The sequence below is a fragment of the Cupriavidus sp. UYPR2.512 genome, from assembly GCF_000379565.1.
GTDB lineage: Bacteria > Pseudomonadota > Gammaproteobacteria > Burkholderiales > Burkholderiaceae > Cupriavidus.
Genome location: NZ_KB903151.1, coordinates 63,018 through 82,492 on the forward strand (window position 1 = coordinate 63,018; position 19,475 = coordinate 82,492).

Here is a 19,475-nt window from a genome sequence, read left to right on the forward strand (position 1 = left end):
CTAGCAAAAAAACGACCCTCTGTACCATTTTGTATTGCTGCAAATACATTGCGGCACGCCAAGGAACCGCCGCAACTCGGGAAAATCCCTCACGCGCAGGCCAAAAACAACCATAGACCGCGCTGGTGCATTGCAGTATCATCGTCGGTTCACACGACATCAGTGGTTGTCTCATCCGGCCGCTTATGAGGCGGTCTTCCATGCAGACGCGCACCGCTTGAACCCGAGCCACAAGCCCGGCAGAGAGCATCCAAACAATTTTTTGCCGAAAATTGCAAAGGACTGAAATGAACATGCCCAGCGCGGAATTCTCCCACGCAGACAGCAATTCATCTGCCGCACCCGAAATGATCGGGGCGGAAATTCTCGTTCACGCACTTGCCGAAGAAGGCGTCGAGTACGTCTGGGGCTACCCCGGCGGCGCAGTGCTGTATATCTACGACGAGCTCCACAAGCAAACCAAGTTCGAGCACATCCTGGTGCGCCACGAGCAGGCCGCGGTCCATGCCGCAGACGGCTATGCACGGGCAACCGGCAAGGTGGGCGTGGCGCTGGTGACCTCTGGTCCCGGCGTGACCAATGCCGTCACCGGCATTGCTACCGCGTACCTTGACTCGATCCCGATGGTGGTGATCACCGGCAACGTGCCGACCCACGCCATTGGCCAGGACGCCTTCCAGGAGTGCGACACCGTCGGCATTACCCGCCCGATCGTCAAGCACAACTTCCTGGTGAAGGACGTGCGCGACCTCGCCGCGACCATCAAGAAGGCGTTCTTTATTGCCGCGACCGGCCGTCCGGGCCCGGTGGTGGTGGACATCCCCAAGGATGTCTCGCGCAATGCCTGCAAGTACGAGTACCCCAAGTCGATCGACATGCGCTCGTACAACCCGGTGAACAAGGGTCACTCGGGCCAGATCCGCAAGGCCGTGGCGCTGCTGCAGGGCGCCGAGCGTCCGTTCATCTACACCGGCGGCGGCGTGGTGCTGGCCAATGCCAGCGATGAGCTGCGCCAGCTGGCGGCGCTGACCGGCCACCCGGTGACCAACACGCTGATGGGCCTGGGCGCGTTCCCGGGCACCAGCAAGCAGTTCGTCGGCATGCTCGGCATGCACGGCACGTATGAAGCCAACATGGCCATGCAGAACTGCGACGTGCTGATCGCCATCGGTGCCCGCTTCGACGACCGCGTGATCGGCAACCCGGCCCACTTCACCTCGCAGGCGCGCAAGATCATCCATATCGACATCGATCCGTCGTCGATTTCCAAGCGCGTCAAGGTCGACATCCCCATCGTCGGCAACGTCAAGGACGTGCTGCAGGAACTGATCGCACAGATCAAGGCCAGCGACATCAAGCCCAAGCGCGAGGCGCTCGCCAAGTGGTGGGGGCAGATCGAGCAATGGCGCTCGGTGGACTGCCTGAAGTACGACCGCAGCTCCGAGATCATCAAGCCGCAATACGTGGTGGAAAAGATCTGGGAACTGACCAAGGGCGACGCCTTCATCTGCTCCGACGTCGGCCAGCACCAGATGTGGGCCGCGCAGTTCTACAAGTTCGACGAGCCGCGCCGCTGGATCAACTCCGGCGGCCTGGGCACGATGGGCGTGGGCCTGCCGTACGCGATGGGCATCAAGAAGGCGTTCCCGGAGAAGGAAGTCGTCACCATCACCGGCGAGGGCTCGATCCAGATGTGCATCCAGGAACTGTCGACCTGCCTGCAGTACGACACCCCGGTCAAGATCTGCTCGCTGAACAATGGCTACCTGGGCATGGTGCGCCAGTGGCAGGAGATCGAGTACGACAACCGCTACTCGCACTCCTACATGGACGCGCTGCCTGATTTCGTCAAGCTGGCCGAGGCCTACGGGCATGTCGGCATGCGCGTCGAGAAGACGGCTGACGTCGAGCCGGCGCTGCGCGAGGCGTTCCGCCTGAAGGACCGTACCGTGTTCCTGGACTTCCAGACCGATCCCACCGAAAACGTCTGGCCGATGGTCCAGGCGGGCAAGGGCATTTCTGAAATGCTGCTCGGCGCGGAGGACCTGTAATGCGACACATCATTTCGGTCCTGCTGGAAAACGAAGCGGGCGCGCTGTCGCGCGTGGTGGGCCTGTTCTCGGCCCGCGGCTATAACATCGAGACGCTGACCGTGGCACCCACCGAGGATGCCTCGCTGTCGCGCATGACCATCGTCACCTCCGGCTCGGATGACGTGATCGAACAGATCACCAAGCACCTGAACCGCCTGGTGGAAGTGGTCAAGGTGGTCGACCTGACCGAAGGCGCGCACATCGAACGCGAGCTGATGCTCGTCAAGGTGCGCGCGGTGGGCAAGGAGCGCGAGGAAATGAAGCGCACCGCCGACATCTTCCGCGGCCGCATCATCGATGTCACCGAGAAGACCTACACCATCGAGCTGACCGGCAACGGCGTCAAGCTTGATGCGTTCCTGGACGCGATCGACCGCACCGCCATCCTGGAGACCGTCCGTACCGGCGGCTCGGGCATCGGCCGCGGCGAGCGCATCCTGAAGGTCTGACCGGGCCCCGGCTCACCCCCACGGCTTCACGCAGTATCCCCGGGGCGGCGCGATCCGGGCGCACACGATGCGTCCGAGGATGCCGCCCCCCTCATACAAAAGACAGAGATTGAAGGAATCATCATGAAAGTGTTTTACGACAAGGACGCCGACCTCTCCCTGATCAAGGGCAAGAACGTCACCATCATCGGCTATGGCTCGCAGGGCCATGCCCACGCGCTGAACCTGAAGGATTCGGGCGTCAATGTGACGGTCGGCCTGCGCAAGAGCGGCGCGTCGTGGAACAAGGCCGCCAACGCCGGCCTGCAAGTGAAGGAAGTGGCCGAGGCCGTCAAGGGCGCCGACGTGGTCATGATCCTGCTGCCGGATGAGCAGATCGCCGACGTGTACAAGAACGAAGTGCACGACAACATCAAGGAAGGCGCGGCGCTGGCCTTTGCCCACGGCTTCAACGTGCACTACGGTGCTGTGATCCCGCGCGCCGACCTGGACGTGATCATGATCGCGCCGAAGGCCCCGGGCCACACCGTGCGCGCCACCTACGCACAAGGCGGCGGCGTGCCGCACCTGATCGCCGTGCACCAGAACAAGTCCGGCGCCGCCCGTGACATCGCGCTGTCGTACGCCACCGCCAACGGCGGCGGCCGTGCCGGCATCATCGAGACCAACTTCCGCGAAGAAACCGAAACCGACCTGTTCGGCGAGCAGGCCGTGCTGTGCGGCGGTACCGTCGAGCTGATCAAGGCCGGCTTCGAAACCCTGGTGGAAGCCGGCTACGCGCCGGAAATGGCCTACTTCGAGTGCCTGCACGAACTGAAGCTGATCGTCGACCTGATCTACGAAGGCGGCATCGCCAACATGAACTACTCGATCTCCAACAACGCCGAATATGGTGAGTACGTCACCGGCCCGCGCGTGGTGACCGAAGAGACCAAGAAGGCGATGAAGCAGTGCCTGACCGACATCCAGACCGGCGAGTACGCCAAGAGCTTCCTGCTGGAAAACAAGGCCGGCGCGCCGACGCTGATCTCGCGCCGCCGCCTGAATGCCGAGCACCAGATCGAAGTGGTTGGCGAGAAGCTGCGCGCGATGATGCCGTGGATTGCCAAGAACAAGATGGTCGACCAGTCGAAGAACTAAGCAGACGCGCTGTCTGATGGCCCGCGCCGCACGGCGGCGGGCCGAAGCCGTTCAGCGTTCCGTGCCACGCCCTTCTATCATCAGAAGGGAGTCGCGGGGCCTGAACGGCTTTTTGTTATGCTTGTCAGACTTCGGGCAAGGCGTGCATTATCCTGCTCCGCGACCATGGGGCGCTGGCACTGGCCACGAACGCCGCTTTCCGTCCCGCCTTGCCATGGTCTTGTATCCACCGACACCTGTACTGCATGAACTATCCTCATCCGCTGATCGCCCGTGAAGGCTGGCCGTTCCTGGCCGGCGCCTTTGTCATCTCGCTGCTGGTTCACGCCAGCGCGGGCTTCTGGTGGGCGTTGCCGCTGTGGATCATCACGGTATTCGTGCTCCAGTTCTTCCGCGATCCGCCGCGCCCGATCCCGTCGCAGCCCAACGCCGTGCTGGCCCCGGCCGACGGCCGCATCGTCATGGTCGAGAAGACGCAAGATCCGTTCGCCGGCCGCGAGGCACTGAAGATCAGCGTCTTCATGAACGTGTTCAATGTGCACTCGAACCGCGTTTCGGTCGACGGCGCAGTCGAGAAGGTCGAGTACTTCCCGGGCAAGTTCGTCAACGCCGACCTGGACAAGGCTTCGATCGAGAACGAGCGCAATGCCGTGGTGATCCGGCGCGGCTCCGACGGCCAACTGGTGACGCTGGTGCAGGTGGCCGGCCTGGTGGCCCGCCGCATCCTGTGCTACACCAAGGTCGGCGACAACCTCTCGCGCGGCCAGCGCTACGGCTTTATCCGCTTTGGCTCGCGCGTGGACGTCTACCTGCCGCTCGATGCGCGCCCGCGCGTGACCATTGGCGAGAAGGTATCGGCCTCATCGACCATCCTCGCCGAACTCGACGTGAAGTGAGCGACAGCCTGACCGGAGGACTGTGATGGTTGCCTTCCATCGACGTAACAAGCGCAGCAGCAACGGCAACGTGACCCACCTGCGGCCGTTCCGCCATAACCAGCTGCGCGGTGCCGACGACGACTTCGACGACGAAGCCGCCGACGACCACGACATCGTCTACCAGCGTCCGCGCCGGCGCGGCATCTACCTGCTGCCCAACGCGTTCACCACCGCGGCGCTGTTCGCGGGTTTCTTCGCCATCGTCCAGGCCATGAACATGCGCTTCGATGCGGCGGCCATCGCCATCTTTGCGGCGATGGTGCTGGACGGCATGGACGGGCGCGTGGCGCGCATCACCAATACGCAGAGTGCGTTTGGCGAGCAGTATGACTCGCTGTCGGACATGACCTCGTTTGGCGTTGCTCCTGCGCTGGTGATGTATGAGTGGATCCTGCATGACCTTGGCAAATGGGGGTGGATCGCAGCCTTTGTCTACTGCACCTGCGCGGCGCTACGGCTGGCGCGCTTCAATGCGAATATCGGCGTTGTCGACAAGCGCTTCTTCCAGGGTCTGCCCAGCCCGGCCGCCGCTGCGCTGGTCGCAGGCTTCGTCTGGCTGGTGATCGATAACAAGCTGCCGGTCAAGGAGCTGTGGATGCCGTGGGTGGCGTTCGGCATTACGCTGTACGCCGGCCTGTCGATGGTGTCCAACGCGCCGTTCTACAGCGGCAAGGCGCTGGACGTGCGCTACCGCGTGCCATTCGGCATGATGGTGCTGGTCCTGGTGCTGTTCGTGGTGGTGTCCACCGATCCGCCGGTGGCGCTGTTCGGCCTGTTCGTGGCCTATGCGATCTCGGGTTACGTGCTATGGGCCTGGCGGGCGATGCACGGCAAGCCGGCCATCGAGAAGAAGCAGCGCGAGAACGGCGGCAAGGCTTCGTAGACGGTTCAGGCAGAAGGGCGCTCAGGCGCCCTTCATGCTTTTCCGGATTCACAATTGTTTTCATGCCGCGGCCATCAAGCCGTGGCACTCTGCAGTGTTTTCCACTCACCGTCAGGAGGATGTCATGGGCATGTTCGACTTCATCAAGGAAGCGGGAGAAAAGTTGTTCGGCACTGGCGAGGCCAAGGCCGCGCAAGAGGCCGCCGCGGCGGATGCGTCGGCGGAGAAGGTCGATGCGGCCAATCGCGCCGCGGGCGATGCGATCGAGGGCTACATCAGGAAGATGGGCCTGGATGCCACCGGGCTGATGGTGCAGGTGGACGGCTCGCAGGGGCTGGTCACCGTGTTCGGCGTGGCGCCGGACCAGGCCACGCGCGAGAAGATCATCCTGTGCGCAGGCAATGTCGAGGGCGTGGACAAGGTCGAGGACAAGATGTCCGTCAACGTCGAGTCCGCCGAGTCGAGCTGGCATACCGTGGTCAAGGGCGACACGCTGTGGGCCATCTCCCAGGCGGCTTACGGCAACGGTGCCGAGTACAACAAGATCTTCGAGGCCAACAAGCCGATGCTGAGCCACCCGGACAAGATCTACCCGGGCCAGAAGCTGCGCATTCCGCCCAAGGGCTGATCCGCCGCTGGCGCGTCCGGGCAAAATGGGCAAACCCTGTATTGCATGGGTGCGCCAACTCGGCTATAGTCGCTGACATGATTTCGCGCCAAGTCCTAATCGCCCGCACCACCCTAGGTGGCCTACTAGGCCATCAGGTCGGGACGCGCGCGCGCTAAGGACGGACTTACCCCTTAGCGCGAAATCCGCAAGGAATTTTTCCAACGCCCCGGCCTGCACCATGCACGCCGGGGCGTTTTGCATTCCACAGCCGTGGAGCGCGGAACAGGCGGTAGGCCCCGGACGCAGCATGCCGGGGACAGCACACGATAAGCAATCAGGAGCTCCACAAAATGTCTGACAAACTCATCATTTTCGACACCACCTTGCGTGACGGCGAACAGTCGCCCGGCGCCTCGATGACCCGCGAGGAAAAGATCCGCATCGCACGCCAGCTGGAACGCCTGAAGGTCGATGTGATCGAGGCCGGTTTCGCGGCGAGCTCCAACGGCGACTTCGAGGCGATCCGCTCGATCGCGCAGGTGGTCAAGGACTCGACCATCTGCTCGCTGGCTCGTGCCAATGACAAGGACATTGCCCGTGCCGCCGAGGCGCTCAAGCCCGCCAACTCGTTCCGCATCCACACCTTCATTGCCACGTCCGCGCTGCACATGGAGAAGAAGCTGCGCATGACGCCGGACGAGGTGTACCAGCAGGCCCGCCTGGCGGTGCGCTTTGCGCGCCAGTTCACCGACGATATCGAGTTCTCGCCGGAAGACGGCAGCCGCTCGGACATGGACTTCCTGTGCCGCGTGCTGGAAGGCGTGATCGCCGAGGGCGCGACCACCATCAACCTGCCGGATACCGTGGGCTATGCCGTGCCGGAAGGCTACGCCGAGCTGATCCGCTCGGTGCGCGAGCGCATTCCCAACTCGGACAAGGCGGTCTGGTCAGTGCACTGCCACAACGACCTGGGCATGGCCGTGGCCAACTCGCTCGCCGCCGTCAAGATGGCCGGCGCGCGCCAGGTCGAATGCACCATCAATGGCCTCGGCGAGCGTGCCGGCAATACCAGCCTGGAAGAGGTAGTGATGGCGGTGAAGACCCGCCGCGACTATTTCGACCTGGACCTCGGCATTGACACCACGCAGATCGTGCCGGCCTCGAAGCTCGTGTCGCAGATCACCGGTTTTGTGGTGCAGCCGAACAAGGCCGTGGTGGGCGCCAACGCCTTCGCGCATGCCTCGGGCATCCACCAGGATGGCGTGCTCAAGGCGCGCGACACCTACGAGATCATGCGTGCGGAAGACGTGGGCTGGAGCGCCAACAAGATCGTGCTGGGCAAGCTGTCGGGCCGCAATGCCTTCAAGCAGCGCCTGCAGGAACTGGGCATCGAGCTCGAGAGCGAGAGCGAAGTCAATGCCGCCTTCACCCGCTTCAAGGAGCTGGCCGACCAGAAGGCCGAGATCTTCGACGAGGACATCGTCGCCATTGTCTCGAACGAAGCCCAGCACGACGCCAACGAGCACTTCCGCTTTATCTCGCTGTCGCAGCGCTCCGAGACCGGCGAGCGCCCGCACGCGCGCGTGGTGTTCAGCATGGACGGCCAGGAGCAGAGCGGCGAGGGCGAGGGCAACGGCCCGGTCGACGCCACCCTGCATGCGATTGAATCACGCGTGTCCAGCGGTGCCGAGATGGTGCTCTATTCGGTGAACGCCATCACCGGCGGCACCGAGGCCCAGGGCGAAGTCACCGTGCGCCTGTCCAAGGCCGGCCGCATCGTCAACGGCGTGGGCACCGACCCGGATATCGTCGCCGCCTCGGCCAAGGCCTACCTGGCCGCGCTGAACAAGCTGCACGACAAGGCTGTGCAAAAGATCAATCCGCAGATCTGACCAAGGCCTCTGCGCAGACGGCGGAAGGCTTACCCGGCCTCAATGTCCGGACCAGGCCCGCCATTCCCGACCCGGGGATGGCGGGCTTTTTCATGGCCTGGGGGGCGGCGCGTCAGTAAAAACGCCGCTCGTCGGGATCGTAGAGCGGGTCGGGCGTGATCTGCGTCCGGCGCAGCACGCCGGCATCGTCGAAATAGAAGTGGAACAGCGACGGCCATACGTCTTCGTGGCGGAAGCGGTAGGACCAGACCTCGTTGCGCATGCGCGGGTAGTAATCGACCGGCAGGCGCGTCATGCCGAAATGCTCGGCCACGTCGCGCTTGGTCCAGGTGTTGACCTGCGCCTTGTACAGCTCGGGCGTCGACAGCATGTTGCGGAACGTGGTCAGGTTGCCGTTGCGGTCGAAATCCGCGCCATAGGCATACTGGCCCATGGGCTGCTTCGAGTAGATCCAGCGCGAGGTGCCGTCGCGCAGCTGGAACACATCGGTGGGCGGCCCGAACATGGCCTGCACTGCCGCCTGCGGCTGGCCCACCAGCCTGGTGCCTTCCTGCACCGGCATCAGCGTGGAGCAGGCGGACAGCATGGCGACGCACAGTGCCAGCCCCAGACGGCGCGCGCCCCTGATGATGACGTAGTTCATGGCAAAACCTCGGTAGGTGCGTTGGCTCCGGATAATCGCAAGTGTAGTGCGGCGCAGGATGTTGTGTGCGCCGGGCGCTGCTTTTGTGTGGATCGCGCGATAACTTGTGCGGTTCTCCATGGAATTCGGGGCGAAGGATCAGTGGGGGGCGTATTTGCCCGTAACGGGACGCTGCCGTACTATCCTGCGCTTTCCAGGAGAGACGAATGACGGTTGTGGCGCGGTGGCGGGGATGGCTGGGCGGGTTGTTGCTGGCGGCAGCGGCGGGCGCGTCCGCGCAGGAGCCGATCCGGCTAGGCATGATCGACGGCCTGTCCGGCCCCTTCGCCAATGCCGGCGAAGCCGTGGCGCGCAACCTGCGCCTGGCGATCGAGCGCATCAATGCGCGCGGCGGCGTCAAGACCGCCGAGGGTACGCGCCCGCTGGAACTGGTCACCTTCGACAGCAAGGGCAATGTCGACGAAAGCCTGATCCAGCTGCGCGCGCTGACCGACAAGCGCATTCCGTTCGTCCTGCAAGGCAACAGCTCGGCGGTGGCCGGTGCGCTGGTGTCGGCGATCAACCGCCATAACGCGCGGCAGCCCGACGCACGCGTGCTGTTCCTGAACTATTCGGCGGTCGATCCGAGCCTGACCAACGAGAACTGCAGCTTCTGGCACTTCCGCTTCGACGCCAGCGCCGACATGCGCATGCAGGCGCTGATCGAGGTGATCCGCCAGGACCAGGGCGTGCGCCGGGTCTACCTGATCGACCAGGACTACAGCTTTGGCCACCAGGTGGCGCGTTCGGCGCGCGAGATGCTGGGCGCGCGCCGGCCCGACATCCAGATCGTCGGCGACGAGTTCCACCCGATCGGCAAGATCAAGGACTTTGCGCCCTACATCGCCAAGATCAAGGCCAGCGGCGCTGACGCGGTGATCACCGGCAACTGGGGCAATGACCTGACGCTGATGGTCAAGGCCGCGCGCGAGGGCGGGCTGCAGGCCAAGTTCTATACCTTCTACGGCAATGGCCTGGGCGCGCCGGCCGCGATGGGCGATGCCGGCGTGGGACGCGTGCTGGCGGTGGCAGAGTGGCATCCGAACGTGGGCGGGGCGGCTTCCGATGCGTTCTACCAGGAGTTCCGCGCGCGCTATCCGGAACCGAAGGACGACTACGTCCACCTGCGCATGCAGATGATGGTCGAGATGCTGGCGCGCGCGATCACGCAGGCCGGATCCACCGATGCGGTGAAGGTGGCGCGCGCGCTGGAGAACATGCGCTACGTCAACGACTTCCATGAGGCCACCGTGCGCGCCGACGACCACCAGGTGCTGCAGCCGTTGTACGTGTCAGTGATGGAGCGCCAGGGTGGGGCCGTGCGTTTCGATAACGAGGGTTCCGGCTATGGCTTCCGCACCGTGCGCAAGCTCAAGGCCGCGCAGACCACGCTGCCCACCACCTGCCGGATGGAGCGCCCCTGAGCGGCGGGGCGCCCGGGTACTCCTGTAGCAGCTTTTCGGCTATAATCCGCCGCTGTCGTTATCTGGCCATGGGCCGGGTGACGGCAGTAGCCAGTCATCAGATGGCACGACGCATGCGGCGCATCCCGCGCTGTAGCGTTCGCAAGTGAAAGGAAATCATCATGGCAGTTGCCGATATCAACAAGTCCGAAGTCATCAAGCAGTTCGCACGTGGCGCCAACGACACTGGCAGCCCCGAAGTGCAAGTGGCCCTGCTGACCACCCGCATCAACGAACTGACCCCGCACTTCAAGGCCAACATGAAGGATCACCACAGCCGCCGCGGTCTGCTGCGCATGGTGAGCCGCCGTCGCCGCCTGCTGGACTACCTCAAGTCCAACGACGCCGACCGTTACCGCGCCCTGATCGAAAAGCTGGGCCTGCGCAAGTAAGGTTGCGCCCGATGGCAGCGCGATTCCAGGGTTTGCACGGTTTCGCGTGAGGCCTCGATGCCTGCTTCAGCAATGCTGGGGCAGGCATTTTGCATTTCTGGCGGGGTGAATCCGCTTTGCCCAGGGGTGCAGGCAGTTGATGGAGTGATTTTCGCTTCACGCGGCCCGGCGGACATTCTGATTCCCCGGGCGCCCGTTGCAGCAAGCCGCGCAACGGAGTAAGTTGTTCTTTTTTCTGTTTTCAATACCCCGGACCGGCCAAGGAAACAGGGCTTTGTGTCATTCCAGCGCGGCATCGGCAACGCCAGTGCCGCGCTGGAATGGCATAGCACTTCCCTGCGACTGCGACCGGCAACCCGGCAGTTTGCCTGCGGCTGAGAACGCAGGCGTCGCAGGCCGTACGCGTGTTATTGCGTGATTGCGCGGCCTGCACGCAAGCCAAGGAATGCACATGTCCATGTTCAACAAGATCGTCAAGGAATTCCAGTGGGGCCAGCACACGGTCCGCATGGAAACCGGCGAAATCGCCCGCCAGGCAGGCGGTGCCGTGCTGGTCGATGTGGAAGACACCGTGGTGCTGGCGACCGTGGTCGCCGCCAAGAACCCGAAGCCGGGCCAGGACTTCTTCCCGCTGACCGTCGACTACATCGAGAAGACCTACGCTGCCGGCAAGATCCCCGGCGGCTTCTTCAAGCGTGAAGGCCGTCCGTCGGAAAACGAGACCCTGACCTCGCGCCTGATCGACCGTCCGCTGCGCCCGCTGTTCCCGGAAGGCTTCTACAACGAAGTGCAGGTCGTGGTGCACGTGGTGTCGCTGAACCCGGAAGTGCCCGCCGACATCCCCGCGCTGATCGGCGCATCGGCCGCGCTGGCCGTGTCGGGCATCCCGTTCAGCGGCCCGGTCGGCGCCGCGCGCGTCGGCTACAAGGACGGCCAGTACCTGCTCAACCCGACCCGCCCGCAGCTCGCCACGTCGGACCTGGACCTGATCGTCGCCGGCACCGAGCGCGCCGTGCTGATGGTGGAATCGGAAGCCAACCAGCTGTCCGAAGAGGTCATGCTGGGCGCCGTGGTCTATGGCCACGAGCAAATGCAGATCGCGATCAACGCCATCCATGAGCTGGTGCGCGAAGGCGGCAAGTCCGAGTGGGACTGGGCCCCGGCCGCCAAGAACGAGCCGCTGATCGCCAAGGTCACCGAAGTGGCACTGCCGCTGCTGCAGGAAGCCTACCAGCTGCGCCAGAAGTCGGCCCGCAGCCAGAAGCTGAAGGAAGTGTCGGCCAAGGTCGCCGCCGCGCTGGCCGAAGCCGGCGTGGAAGCCGACAAGGTGGAAGTCGGCAACATCATGTTCGACCTCGAAGCCAAGATCGTGCGTGGCCAGGTGCTGGCAGGCGAGCCGCGTATCGACGGCCGCGACACCCGCACCGTGCGCCCGATCGAGATCCGCTCGTCGGTGCTGCCGCGCGCGCACGGCTCGGCGCTGTTCACCCGTGGCGAAACCCAGGCGCTGGTGGTGGCCACGCTGGGCACCAAGAGCGACGAGCAGATCATCGACGCGCTGGCCGGCGAATACCGCGACCGCTTCATGCTCCACTACAACATGCCCCCGTTCGCCACCGGTGAAACCGGCCGCGTGGGCAGCCCGAAGCGCCGTGAAATCGGCCATGGCCGCCTGGCCAAGCGCGCACTGATCCCGGTGCTGCCGAAGGACGATGAATTCGCCTACACCATCCGCCTGGTTTCGGAAATCACCGAATCCAACGGCTCGTCGTCGATGGCTTCGGTCTGCGGCGGCTGCCTGGCGCTGATGGACGCCGGCGTTCCGGTCAAGGCGCACGTGGCCGGCGTGGCCATGGGCCTGATCCTGGAAGGCAACAAGTTTGCCGTGCTGACCGACATCCTGGGTGACGAAGACCACCTGGGCGACATGGACTTCAAGGTGGCGGGTACCGACAACGGCATCACCGCGCTGCAGATGGACATCAAGGTCCAGGGCATCACCAAGGAGATCATGCAGGTCGCGCTGGCGCAGGCCCGTGAAGGCCGCCTGCACATCCTGCACAAGATGCAGGAAGCGATGGGCCACGCCCGCACCGAACTGTCGGCGCATGCCCCGCGCATGATCACCATGAAGATCCATCCGGACAAGATCCGTGAAGTGATCGGCAAGGGCGGCTCGACCATCCAGGCACTGACCAAGGAAACCGGCACCACCATCGACATCCAGGAAGACGGCACGATTACGATCGCGTCGACCTCGACCGACGGCATGGCCGAAGCCAAGCGCCGCATCGAGGGCATCACCGCGGAAGCCGAAGTGGGCAAGATCTACGCCGGTACCGTGCTGAAGCTGCTGGACTTCGGCGCCATCGTCAACATCCTGCCGGGCAAGGATGGCCTGCTGCACATCTCGGAAATCGTCAACGAGCGTGTGAAGGACATCAAGGACTGGCTGAAGGAAGGCCAGCATGTCCGCGTCAAGCTGATCCAGGCTGACGAGAAGGGCCGCCTGCGCCTGTCGCTGAAGGCCGCGCTGGCCGAAGAGGGTGGCAGCATCAGCCCGATCAACGCCGGCGAAGCCGCCGCGCCGGCCGCTCCGGCCGAAGGCTCGGAACAGCAGTAAAGTCAGCGGGGCAGGGTTGCCCGCAGGTGCCGCCGCAAGGTGGCGCCGCCAAAAAAACGGCTGGACGATGTCCAGCCGTTTTTTTGTTTACACTGCCGGCAACCCTATCGAGCCAAGGCTCACACCGACCCTGGCGCGACCCATCGTCGAGCCGGGCCAAGACAAGTACAAGGAGCAGAGCAGCATGCAAGCCATCGAGATCCGCGAATACGGTGCCCCCGAAGTCCTCCAGCTGACCGAGCGTCCCGACCCGGTGGCGGGTGCGGGCGAGGTCCTGATCCGCGTGGCTGCCGCCGGCGTCAACCGTCCGGACGTATTCCAGCGCACCGGCAACTACCCGGTGCCGCCGGGCGCTTCGGACCTGCCCGGCCTGGAAGTGGCGGGCGTGGTGGCGGGCGGTGACCTGTCGCATGCCGACAACCGCTTCGGCCTGAAGGTGGGCGACCGCGTCTGCGCGCTGGTGCAGGGCGGCGGCTACGCACAGCTGTGCACGGCGCCGCTGGCGCAGGTCCTGCCCGCGCCGCAAGGCCTGAGCGATATCGAGGCCGCCGCGCTGCCGGAGACCTTCTTCACCGTCTGGAGCAATGTGTTCGACCGCGGCTGCCTGGGCCAGGGCCCGCGTGGCAAGGATGAGACCCTGCTGATCCAGGGCGGCTCCAGCGGCATCGGCACGACCGCGATCCAGATCGCCAAGGCCCTGGGCTACAAGGTCTTCGTCACCGCCGGCACCGATGAGAAATGCAAGGCCTGCGAAGACCTGGGCGCCGATCGCGCGATCAACTACAAGACGCAGGACTTCGTCGCCGAGGTGGCCGCGCTGACAGGCGGCAAGGGTGTCGATGTGATTCTTGACATGGTTGCCGGCTCGTACCTGGCGCGCGAGCTGAAATGCATCGCCGACGATGGCCGCATCGTCATCATTGCGCTGCTGGGCGGCGCCAAGGCCGAGATCCCGCTGGGCGATATCCTGCGCCGGCGCATCACCGTGACCGGCTCCACGCTGCGTCCGCGCCCGGCATCGTTCAAGGGCAAGATCGCCGCGGCACTGCATGAGCAAGTGTGGCCGCTGCTGGCCGCCGGCAAGATCAAGCCGGTGATCCACCAGGTGTTCCCGGCCGCGCAGGCGGCCGATGCGCATCGCCTGATGGAGTCGAGCGAGCATATCGGCAAGATCGTACTGACCTGGTAAGGCACATCGTCCGCTGCATGTGGCCAATGCTGCCGCCCCCCGCTATCGGGCGGCGGTAGCGCCGTGCCCCCGCCACAAGCTACAATACCGGGTTTGATTTGGGAGGGGCACTTCGTGAGACAAAAGCTCGTCATCGGCAATTGGAAGATGCATGGCAGCCTGGCTGCAAACGCGGCGCTGCTGGAGGCCGTCAAGGCTGGCGCGGCCAAGGCGACGCTGGCGGTCTGCGCGCCGTTCCCCTATCTTGCACAATGCCAGGCGTTGCTGAATGGCTCGCAAGTGGCCTGGGGTGCACAGGATGTGTCGGCAGAGGCGCGCGGCGCCTTTACCGGTGAAGTCGCGGCATCGATGCTGGGTGAGTTCGGCTGCGCTTATGTGCTGGTCGGCCACTCGGAACGCCGCACCTATCATGGCGAAACCGACCAGACCGTTGCGGCCAAGGCGCTGCGCGCGCTGGAATTCGGCATCGTCCCTGTAGTCTGCGTGGGTGAAACGCTGGCCCAGCGCGAGGCGGGCGAAACCGAGGCGGTGGTCGGCAGGCAGCTGCAGGCCGTGCTGGACACGCTGACGGTGGAGCAGCTGAGCCGCGTAGTGCTGGCCTATGAGCCGGTCTGGGCGATCGGCACCGGCAAGACCGCCACCAGCGAACAGGCGCAGGCGGTGCACGCGTTTCTGCGCGGCCAGGTTGCCGCGCGCGATGCGGGCGTGGCCGGGCGCATGGCCATCCTGTACGGCGGCAGCGTCAAGCCGGACAATGCGGCCGAACTGTTTTCCATGACCGATATCGACGGGGGCCTGATTGGCGGCGCCTCGCTGAAGTCGGAAGATTTTCTCGCGATCGGCAACGCCTGAATGCCGGCCGTTCCGATCGACCGATCAGGCAAGTAACCAGCCAGTAAGGCTTATTTAAATCAAATGGCAATCTTCAAGACTTTGTTGGTGGTGCTGCAGGTGTTGTCGGCGCTGGGCGTGATTGGCCTGGTGCTGATCCAGCATGGCAAGGGCGCCGATGTGGGTGCGGCATTCGGTTCGGGTGCCTCGGGCAGCCTGTTCGGTGCCACTGGCTCGGCAAGCTTCCTGTCGCGCACCACCGCCGTGCTGGCCACGCTGTTCTTCGTCTGCACGCTGGCACTGACGCTGCTCGGCAACTACAAGCCGGCCGCGTCGCTGGGCGTGATGGGCGCGGCGCCGGCTTCGGCGCCCGCAGTGGCAGGTGCTTCGGCTCCCGCTGCAGCCCCGGCAGCGGCCGCTGACGCATCGGCGCCGGCAGCCCCCGCTGTTCCGAAATAATCCGTAAGCCTTGCGGCGGATTCCTGAGTTTTTTTGCAGTTGTGCGTTGAACAAAGCAAGAAATCTGGGTTAGAATGCAAGGCTTGAAACGATTCCCCAGCGATGGGTTCTGAGCAAAGACGAAAGCCTCTGCAACGGACCTGAAGGGCCTGAAAACCCGGCGCCAGGCAATATTGTTTCTCCCCCAGCCGACGTGGTGAAATTGGTAGACACGCTATCTTGAGGGGGTAGTGGCGAAAGCTGTGCGAGTTCGAGTCTCGCCGTCGGCACCAAACAACTTGATCGGAGTCCCTGGCCGGGCAATGCACCCGAGCGTGGGGCTCCGGCAGTCCGCAAGGCGGCGCGCCATGAGGCTTATGGCTTAGCGCCTGGGGTGGGCAACAGGACGCCGCTTCAGCTGGTGCTGTTGACAACATTCCAGATAAGGCTGGCCGTACCTTGAATCTCGAAGCCTACTTCCCCGTTCTCATCTTCATCATCTTCGGTGTCGTGCTTGGCGTGGCGCTGATGTCGATCGGTCGGATCCTCGGTCCGAACAAGCCCGATCCCGCGAAGCTGTCGCCGTACGAGTGCGGCTTCGAAGCGTTCGAGGACGCGCGCATGAAGTTCGATGTGCGCTACTACCTCATCGCCATCCTGTTTATCCTGTTCGATCTCGAAACCGCCTTCCTGTTTCCGTGGGGTGTTGCCCTGCGGGATATCGGCTGGCCGGGTTTCATCGCCATGGGCGTGTTTCTGCTGGAATTCATCGTGGGCTTCGTCTACATCTGGAAAAAGGGCGCGCTCGATTGGGAGTGATGTGAAATGGCAATCGAAGGCGTTCTCAATGAAGGCTTCGTCACGACTACCGCTGACAAGCTGATCAACTGGACCCGCACCGGGTCGCTGTGGCCGATGACTTTCGGCCTGGCCTGCTGTGCCGTGGAAATGATGCATGCCGGCGCCGCGCGCTACGACATGGACCGCTTCGGCGTGATTTTCCGCCCGTCGCCGCGCCAGTCGGACGTGATGATCGTGGCCGGCACGCTGTGCAACAAGATGGCCCCCGCGCTGCGCAAGGTCTACGACCAGATGGCGGAACCGCGCTGGGTGATCTCGATGGGCTCGTGCGCCAACGGCGGCGGCTACTACCACTACTCGTACTCGGTGGTGCGCGGCTGCGACCGCATCGTGCCGGTGGATATCTACGTGCCGGGCTGCCCGCCGACGGCCGAAGCGCTGATCTACGGCGTGATCCAGCTGCAGAACAAGATCAAGCGTACCAACACCATCGCGCGCAAGGGCTGAAATGGCGAAGCTCGACACCCTCAAGGCCGCGCTCGAGAAAGCTCTCGGCAAGCGCGTGCAGAATCTGATCGAGGCGACCGGCGAACTGACGCTGATCGTCAAGGCCGACGACTACCTCGAAGTTGCCCGCATCCTGCGCGATGATCCGTCGCTGCGTTTCGAGCAGCTGATCGACCTGTGCGGCGTGGACTATTCCGAGTACGGCGACGGTGCCTGGGACGGCCTGCGCTTTGCCGCGGTTTCGCAGCTGCTATCGATCACCCACAACTGGCGCCTGCGCGTGCGCGTGTTCGCCCCGGACGATGATTTCCCGGTGCTGCCGTCGTTGATCGACGTGTGGAACGGCGTCAACTGGTTCGAGCGTGAAGCCTTCGATTTCTACGGCATCGTCTTCGACGGCCATCCGGACCTGCGCCGCATCCTGACCGACTACGGTTTCGTCGGCCATCCGTTCCGCAAGGATTTCCCGGTTTCGGGCTTCGTCGAGATGCGCTACGACCCGGAACAGAAGCGGGTCATCTACCAGCCGGTCACGATCGAGCCGCGCGAAATCACCCCGCGCGTGATCCGCGAGGACAACTACGGCGGCTTGCACTGATAACGCGCCATGGCAGACATCAAGAACTACACCCTGAACTTCGGCCCGCAACACCCGGCAGCGCACGGCGTGCTGCGCCTGGTGCTGGAGCTGGACGGCGAAGTCATCCAGCGCGCCGACCCCCATATCGGCCTGCTGCACCGTGCCACCGAAAAGCTGGCCGAACAGAAGACCTGGATCCAGAACGTGCCGTACATGGACCGCCTCGACTACGTGTCGATGATGGTCAACGAGCACGCCTACGTGATGGCAATCGAGCGCCTGCTGGGCCTCGAGGTGCCGGTGCGCGCGCAATACATCCGCGTGATGTTCGACGAGATCACCCGCCTGCTGAACCACCTGATGTGGATCGGCTCGCACGCGCTGGACGTGGGCGCGATGGCGGTGTTCCTGTATGCCTTCCGCGAGCGCGAGGACATGTTCGACATGTACGAGGCGGTGTCGGGCGCGCGCATGCACGCGGCCTACTACCGTCCGGGCGGTGTGTATCGCGACCTGCCTGACACGATGCCGCAATATCGTGCGTCCAAGGTACACAACGAGCGCGCCATCAAGGCCATGAACGAGGCGCGTTCGGGCTCGCTGCTGGACTTCATCGAGGACTTCACCAACCGGTTCCCGAAGTACGTCGACGAATACGAGACGCTGCTGACCGACAACCGGATCTGGAAGCAGCGCCTGGTGGACATCGGCGTGGTCAGCCCGGAACGGGCGTTGCAGATGGGCTTTACCGGCCCGATGCTGCGCGGCTCCGGCATCGAGTGGGACCTGCGCAAGAAGCAGCCTTACGAGGTGTACGACAAGCTGGACTTCGACATCCCGGTGGGCGTGGGCGGCGACTGCTACGCGCGCTACCTGGTGCGCGTGGAAGAGATGCGCCAGTCCAACCGCATCATCAAGCAGTGCGTGGAATGGCTGCGCCGCAACCCGGGCCCGGTGATCACCGAGAACCACAAGGTGGCGCCGCCCTCGCGCGTGGACATGAAGTCCAACATGGAAGAACTGATCCACCACTTCAAGCTCTTCACCGAAGGCATGCACGTGCCCGAGGGCGAAGCGTACGCAGCGGTGGAACACCCGAAGGGCGAGTTCGGCATCTACGCGATCTCGGACGGCGCGAACAAGCCGTACCGCCTGAAGATCCGTGCACCTGGCTTCCCCCACCTGGCCGCGCTCGACGAAATGGCCAAGGGACACATGATTGCTGACGCGGTAACGATCATCGGCACGCAAGACATCGTCTTCGGCGAGATCGACCGTTAATCACGGACCGCCGGCCCGGACGACGATCCGGGCGCTTTCCGCGGCGCTCCCCAGGGGAGCGGGCGGAAGACCCGCGGCGGACCGGCAGGGCCTCAGGCCTGCCGGCGGAACGGGCAGCGACGGCTGCAAACCTGCGGAAGGGAACGCCCAGTGGCGCTGCCTGACGCCGTTTTACTGCAATGACCATGCTATCAGCAGAAGCTCTCAAGGAAATCGATCGCGCGATCGCGAAGTATCCGGCCGACCAGAAGCAGTCGGCCGTGATGGCGGCGCTTGCCGTGGCGCAGGGCGAGGTGGGCTGGGTTTCCCCCGAAGTCATGCAGTTCGTCGCCAACTACCTCGACATGCCGCCCGTGTGGGTGGAAGAGGTGGCGACCTTCTACAACATGTATGACACCAAGCCGGTGGGCAAATTCAAGCTCGCCGTCTGCACCAATCTGCCGTGCGCCCTGTCGGGCGGCGAGCGGGCCGGCGACTACCTGAAGCGCAAGCTCGGGATCGACTACAACGAGACCACCGCTGACGGCTGCTTCACCCTGAAAGAGGGCGAGTGCATGGGCGCCTGCGGCGACGCGCCGGTGATGATCGTCAACAACACCCGCATGTGCAGCTTCATGAGCGACGACAAGCTCGACGCGCTCGTGGACGAGCTGAAAGCCGAAGCTGCCAAGGGGGGCAAGTAA

Annotated in this window: 19 protein-coding genes and 1 tRNA gene; 19 read left to right on the forward strand and 1 reads right to left on the reverse strand. The window is 64.2% G+C overall.

The window, feature by feature from the left end:
• The first annotated feature begins 287 nt into the window (after positions 1 to 287).
• The 7 genes from A3A5_RS0124790 (at position 288) to A3A5_RS0124820 (ending at position 8,005) form a co-directional block, all read left to right on the forward strand.
• A complete protein-coding gene (locus A3A5_RS0124790; protein ID WP_018313185.1) occupies positions 288 to 2,051 on the forward strand; it encodes an acetolactate synthase 3 catalytic subunit in 1,764 nt (587 codons plus the stop codon).
• Positions 2,051 to 2,542, forward strand: a complete 492-nt coding sequence (gene ilvN / locus A3A5_RS0124795) for an acetolactate synthase small subunit (protein WP_018313186.1) — start codon at positions 2,051 to 2,053, stop codon at positions 2,540 to 2,542. The genes A3A5_RS0124790 and ilvN overlap by 1 nt, the downstream gene beginning before the upstream one ends.
• A 123-nt stretch (positions 2,543 to 2,665) precedes the next feature.
• Positions 2,666 to 3,682: a ketol-acid reductoisomerase gene (gene ilvC, locus A3A5_RS0124800; RefSeq protein ID WP_018313187.1), complete on the forward strand. Its 1,017-nt coding sequence runs from the start codon at positions 2,666 to 2,668 to the stop codon at positions 3,680 to 3,682.
• A 245-nt stretch (positions 3,683 to 3,927) separates the two neighbouring features.
• A complete protein-coding gene (locus A3A5_RS0124805) occupies positions 3,928 to 4,578 on the forward strand; it encodes a phosphatidylserine decarboxylase (protein ID WP_018313188.1) in 651 nt (216 codons plus the stop codon).
• Positions 4,579 to 4,603: 25 nt separating this feature from the next.
• Positions 4,604 to 5,503 (forward strand): CDP-diacylglycerol--serine O-phosphatidyltransferase, encoded by a 900-nt coding sequence (gene pssA, locus A3A5_RS0124810; RefSeq protein ID WP_018313189.1) that lies wholly within the window; start codon positions 4,604 to 4,606, stop codon positions 5,501 to 5,503.
• A 124-nt stretch (positions 5,504 to 5,627) separates the two neighbouring features.
• Positions 5,628 to 6,131: a peptidoglycan-binding protein LysM gene (gene lysM, locus A3A5_RS0124815; RefSeq protein WP_010809140.1), complete on the forward strand. Its 504-nt coding sequence runs from the start codon at positions 5,628 to 5,630 to the stop codon at positions 6,129 to 6,131.
• A 332-nt stretch (positions 6,132 to 6,463) separates the two neighbouring features.
• Entirely contained in the window at positions 6,464 to 8,005 is a 1,542-nt protein-coding gene (locus A3A5_RS0124820; RefSeq protein WP_018313190.1) for a 2-isopropylmalate synthase, read from the forward strand.
• A gap of 112 nt (positions 8,006 to 8,117) precedes the next feature.
• Here the strand turns inward: A3A5_RS0124820 and A3A5_RS0124825 are convergent, their stop codons facing one another.
• On the reverse strand, positions 8,118 to 8,648 hold the full coding sequence (locus A3A5_RS0124825) for a hypothetical protein (protein WP_018313191.1): 531 nt from the start codon (positions 8,646 to 8,648) through the stop codon (positions 8,118 to 8,120).
• A gap of 206 nt (positions 8,649 to 8,854) precedes the next feature.
• Here A3A5_RS0124825 and A3A5_RS0124830 point away from each other — a divergent pair, with 206 nt between their 5' ends.
• The 12 genes from A3A5_RS0124830 to nuoE all read left to right on the forward strand — a co-directional run bounded on the left by A3A5_RS0124830 (position 8,855) and on the right by nuoE (position 19,475).
• Positions 8,855 to 10,111 carry a branched-chain amino acid ABC transporter substrate-binding protein gene (locus tag A3A5_RS0124830; protein WP_018313192.1) on the forward strand — a complete coding sequence of 419 codons (1,257 nt, stop codon included), beginning with the start codon at positions 8,855 to 8,857 and terminating at the stop codon, positions 10,109 to 10,111.
• Between the two features lie 161 nt (positions 10,112 to 10,272).
• Positions 10,273 to 10,542 carry a 30S ribosomal protein S15 gene (gene rpsO / locus A3A5_RS0124835; RefSeq protein ID WP_010809136.1) on the forward strand — a complete coding sequence of 90 codons (270 nt, stop codon included), beginning with the start codon at positions 10,273 to 10,275 and terminating at the stop codon, positions 10,540 to 10,542.
• A 451-nt stretch (positions 10,543 to 10,993) separates the two neighbouring features.
• The gene (gene pnp / locus A3A5_RS0124840) at positions 10,994 to 13,165 is read left to right on the forward strand and encodes a polyribonucleotide nucleotidyltransferase (protein ID WP_018313193.1); all 2,172 of its coding nucleotides are present in this window, start codon (positions 10,994 to 10,996) and stop codon (positions 13,163 to 13,165) included.
• 184 nt (positions 13,166 to 13,349) lie between these two features.
• Positions 13,350 to 14,354 carry an NAD(P)H-quinone oxidoreductase gene (locus A3A5_RS0124845; RefSeq protein WP_018313194.1) on the forward strand — a complete coding sequence of 335 codons (1,005 nt, stop codon included), beginning with the start codon at positions 13,350 to 13,352 and terminating at the stop codon, positions 14,352 to 14,354.
• A gap of 114 nt (positions 14,355 to 14,468) precedes the next feature.
• Positions 14,469 to 15,206 carry a triose-phosphate isomerase gene (gene tpiA, locus A3A5_RS0124850; RefSeq protein ID WP_026201096.1) on the forward strand — a complete coding sequence of 246 codons (738 nt, stop codon included), beginning with the start codon at positions 14,469 to 14,471 and terminating at the stop codon, positions 15,204 to 15,206.
• Between the two features lie 63 nt (positions 15,207 to 15,269).
• Positions 15,270 to 15,644: a preprotein translocase subunit SecG gene (gene secG, locus A3A5_RS0124855; protein WP_018313196.1), complete on the forward strand. Its 375-nt coding sequence runs from the start codon at positions 15,270 to 15,272 to the stop codon at positions 15,642 to 15,644.
• 187 nt (positions 15,645 to 15,831) lie between these two features.
• Positions 15,832 to 15,916, forward strand: a tRNA-Leu gene (locus A3A5_RS0124860).
• A 166-nt stretch (positions 15,917 to 16,082) separates the two neighbouring features.
• Complete coding sequence (locus A3A5_RS0124865) at positions 16,083 to 16,442, forward strand: NADH-quinone oxidoreductase subunit A (protein WP_010809131.1); 360 nt, start codon at positions 16,083 to 16,085, stop codon at positions 16,440 to 16,442.
• Positions 16,443 to 16,448: 6 nt separating this feature from the next.
• On the forward strand, positions 16,449 to 16,931 hold the full coding sequence (locus A3A5_RS0124870; RefSeq protein ID WP_008643342.1) for an NADH-quinone oxidoreductase subunit B family protein: 483 nt from the start codon (positions 16,449 to 16,451) through the stop codon (positions 16,929 to 16,931).
• Between the two features lies 1 nt (position 16,932).
• On the forward strand, positions 16,933 to 17,529 hold the full coding sequence (locus A3A5_RS0124875) for an NADH-quinone oxidoreductase subunit C (RefSeq protein ID WP_018313197.1): 597 nt from the start codon (positions 16,933 to 16,935) through the stop codon (positions 17,527 to 17,529).
• A gap of 9 nt (positions 17,530 to 17,538) precedes the next feature.
• Positions 17,539 to 18,792 (forward strand): NADH-quinone oxidoreductase subunit D, encoded by a 1,254-nt coding sequence (locus A3A5_RS0124880; RefSeq protein WP_013956014.1) that lies wholly within the window; start codon positions 17,539 to 17,541, stop codon positions 18,790 to 18,792.
• 185 nt (positions 18,793 to 18,977) lie between these two features.
• The gene (nuoE, locus tag A3A5_RS0124885) at positions 18,978 to 19,475 is read left to right on the forward strand and encodes an NADH-quinone oxidoreductase subunit NuoE (protein ID WP_026201097.1); all 498 of its coding nucleotides are present in this window, start codon (positions 18,978 to 18,980) and stop codon (positions 19,473 to 19,475) included.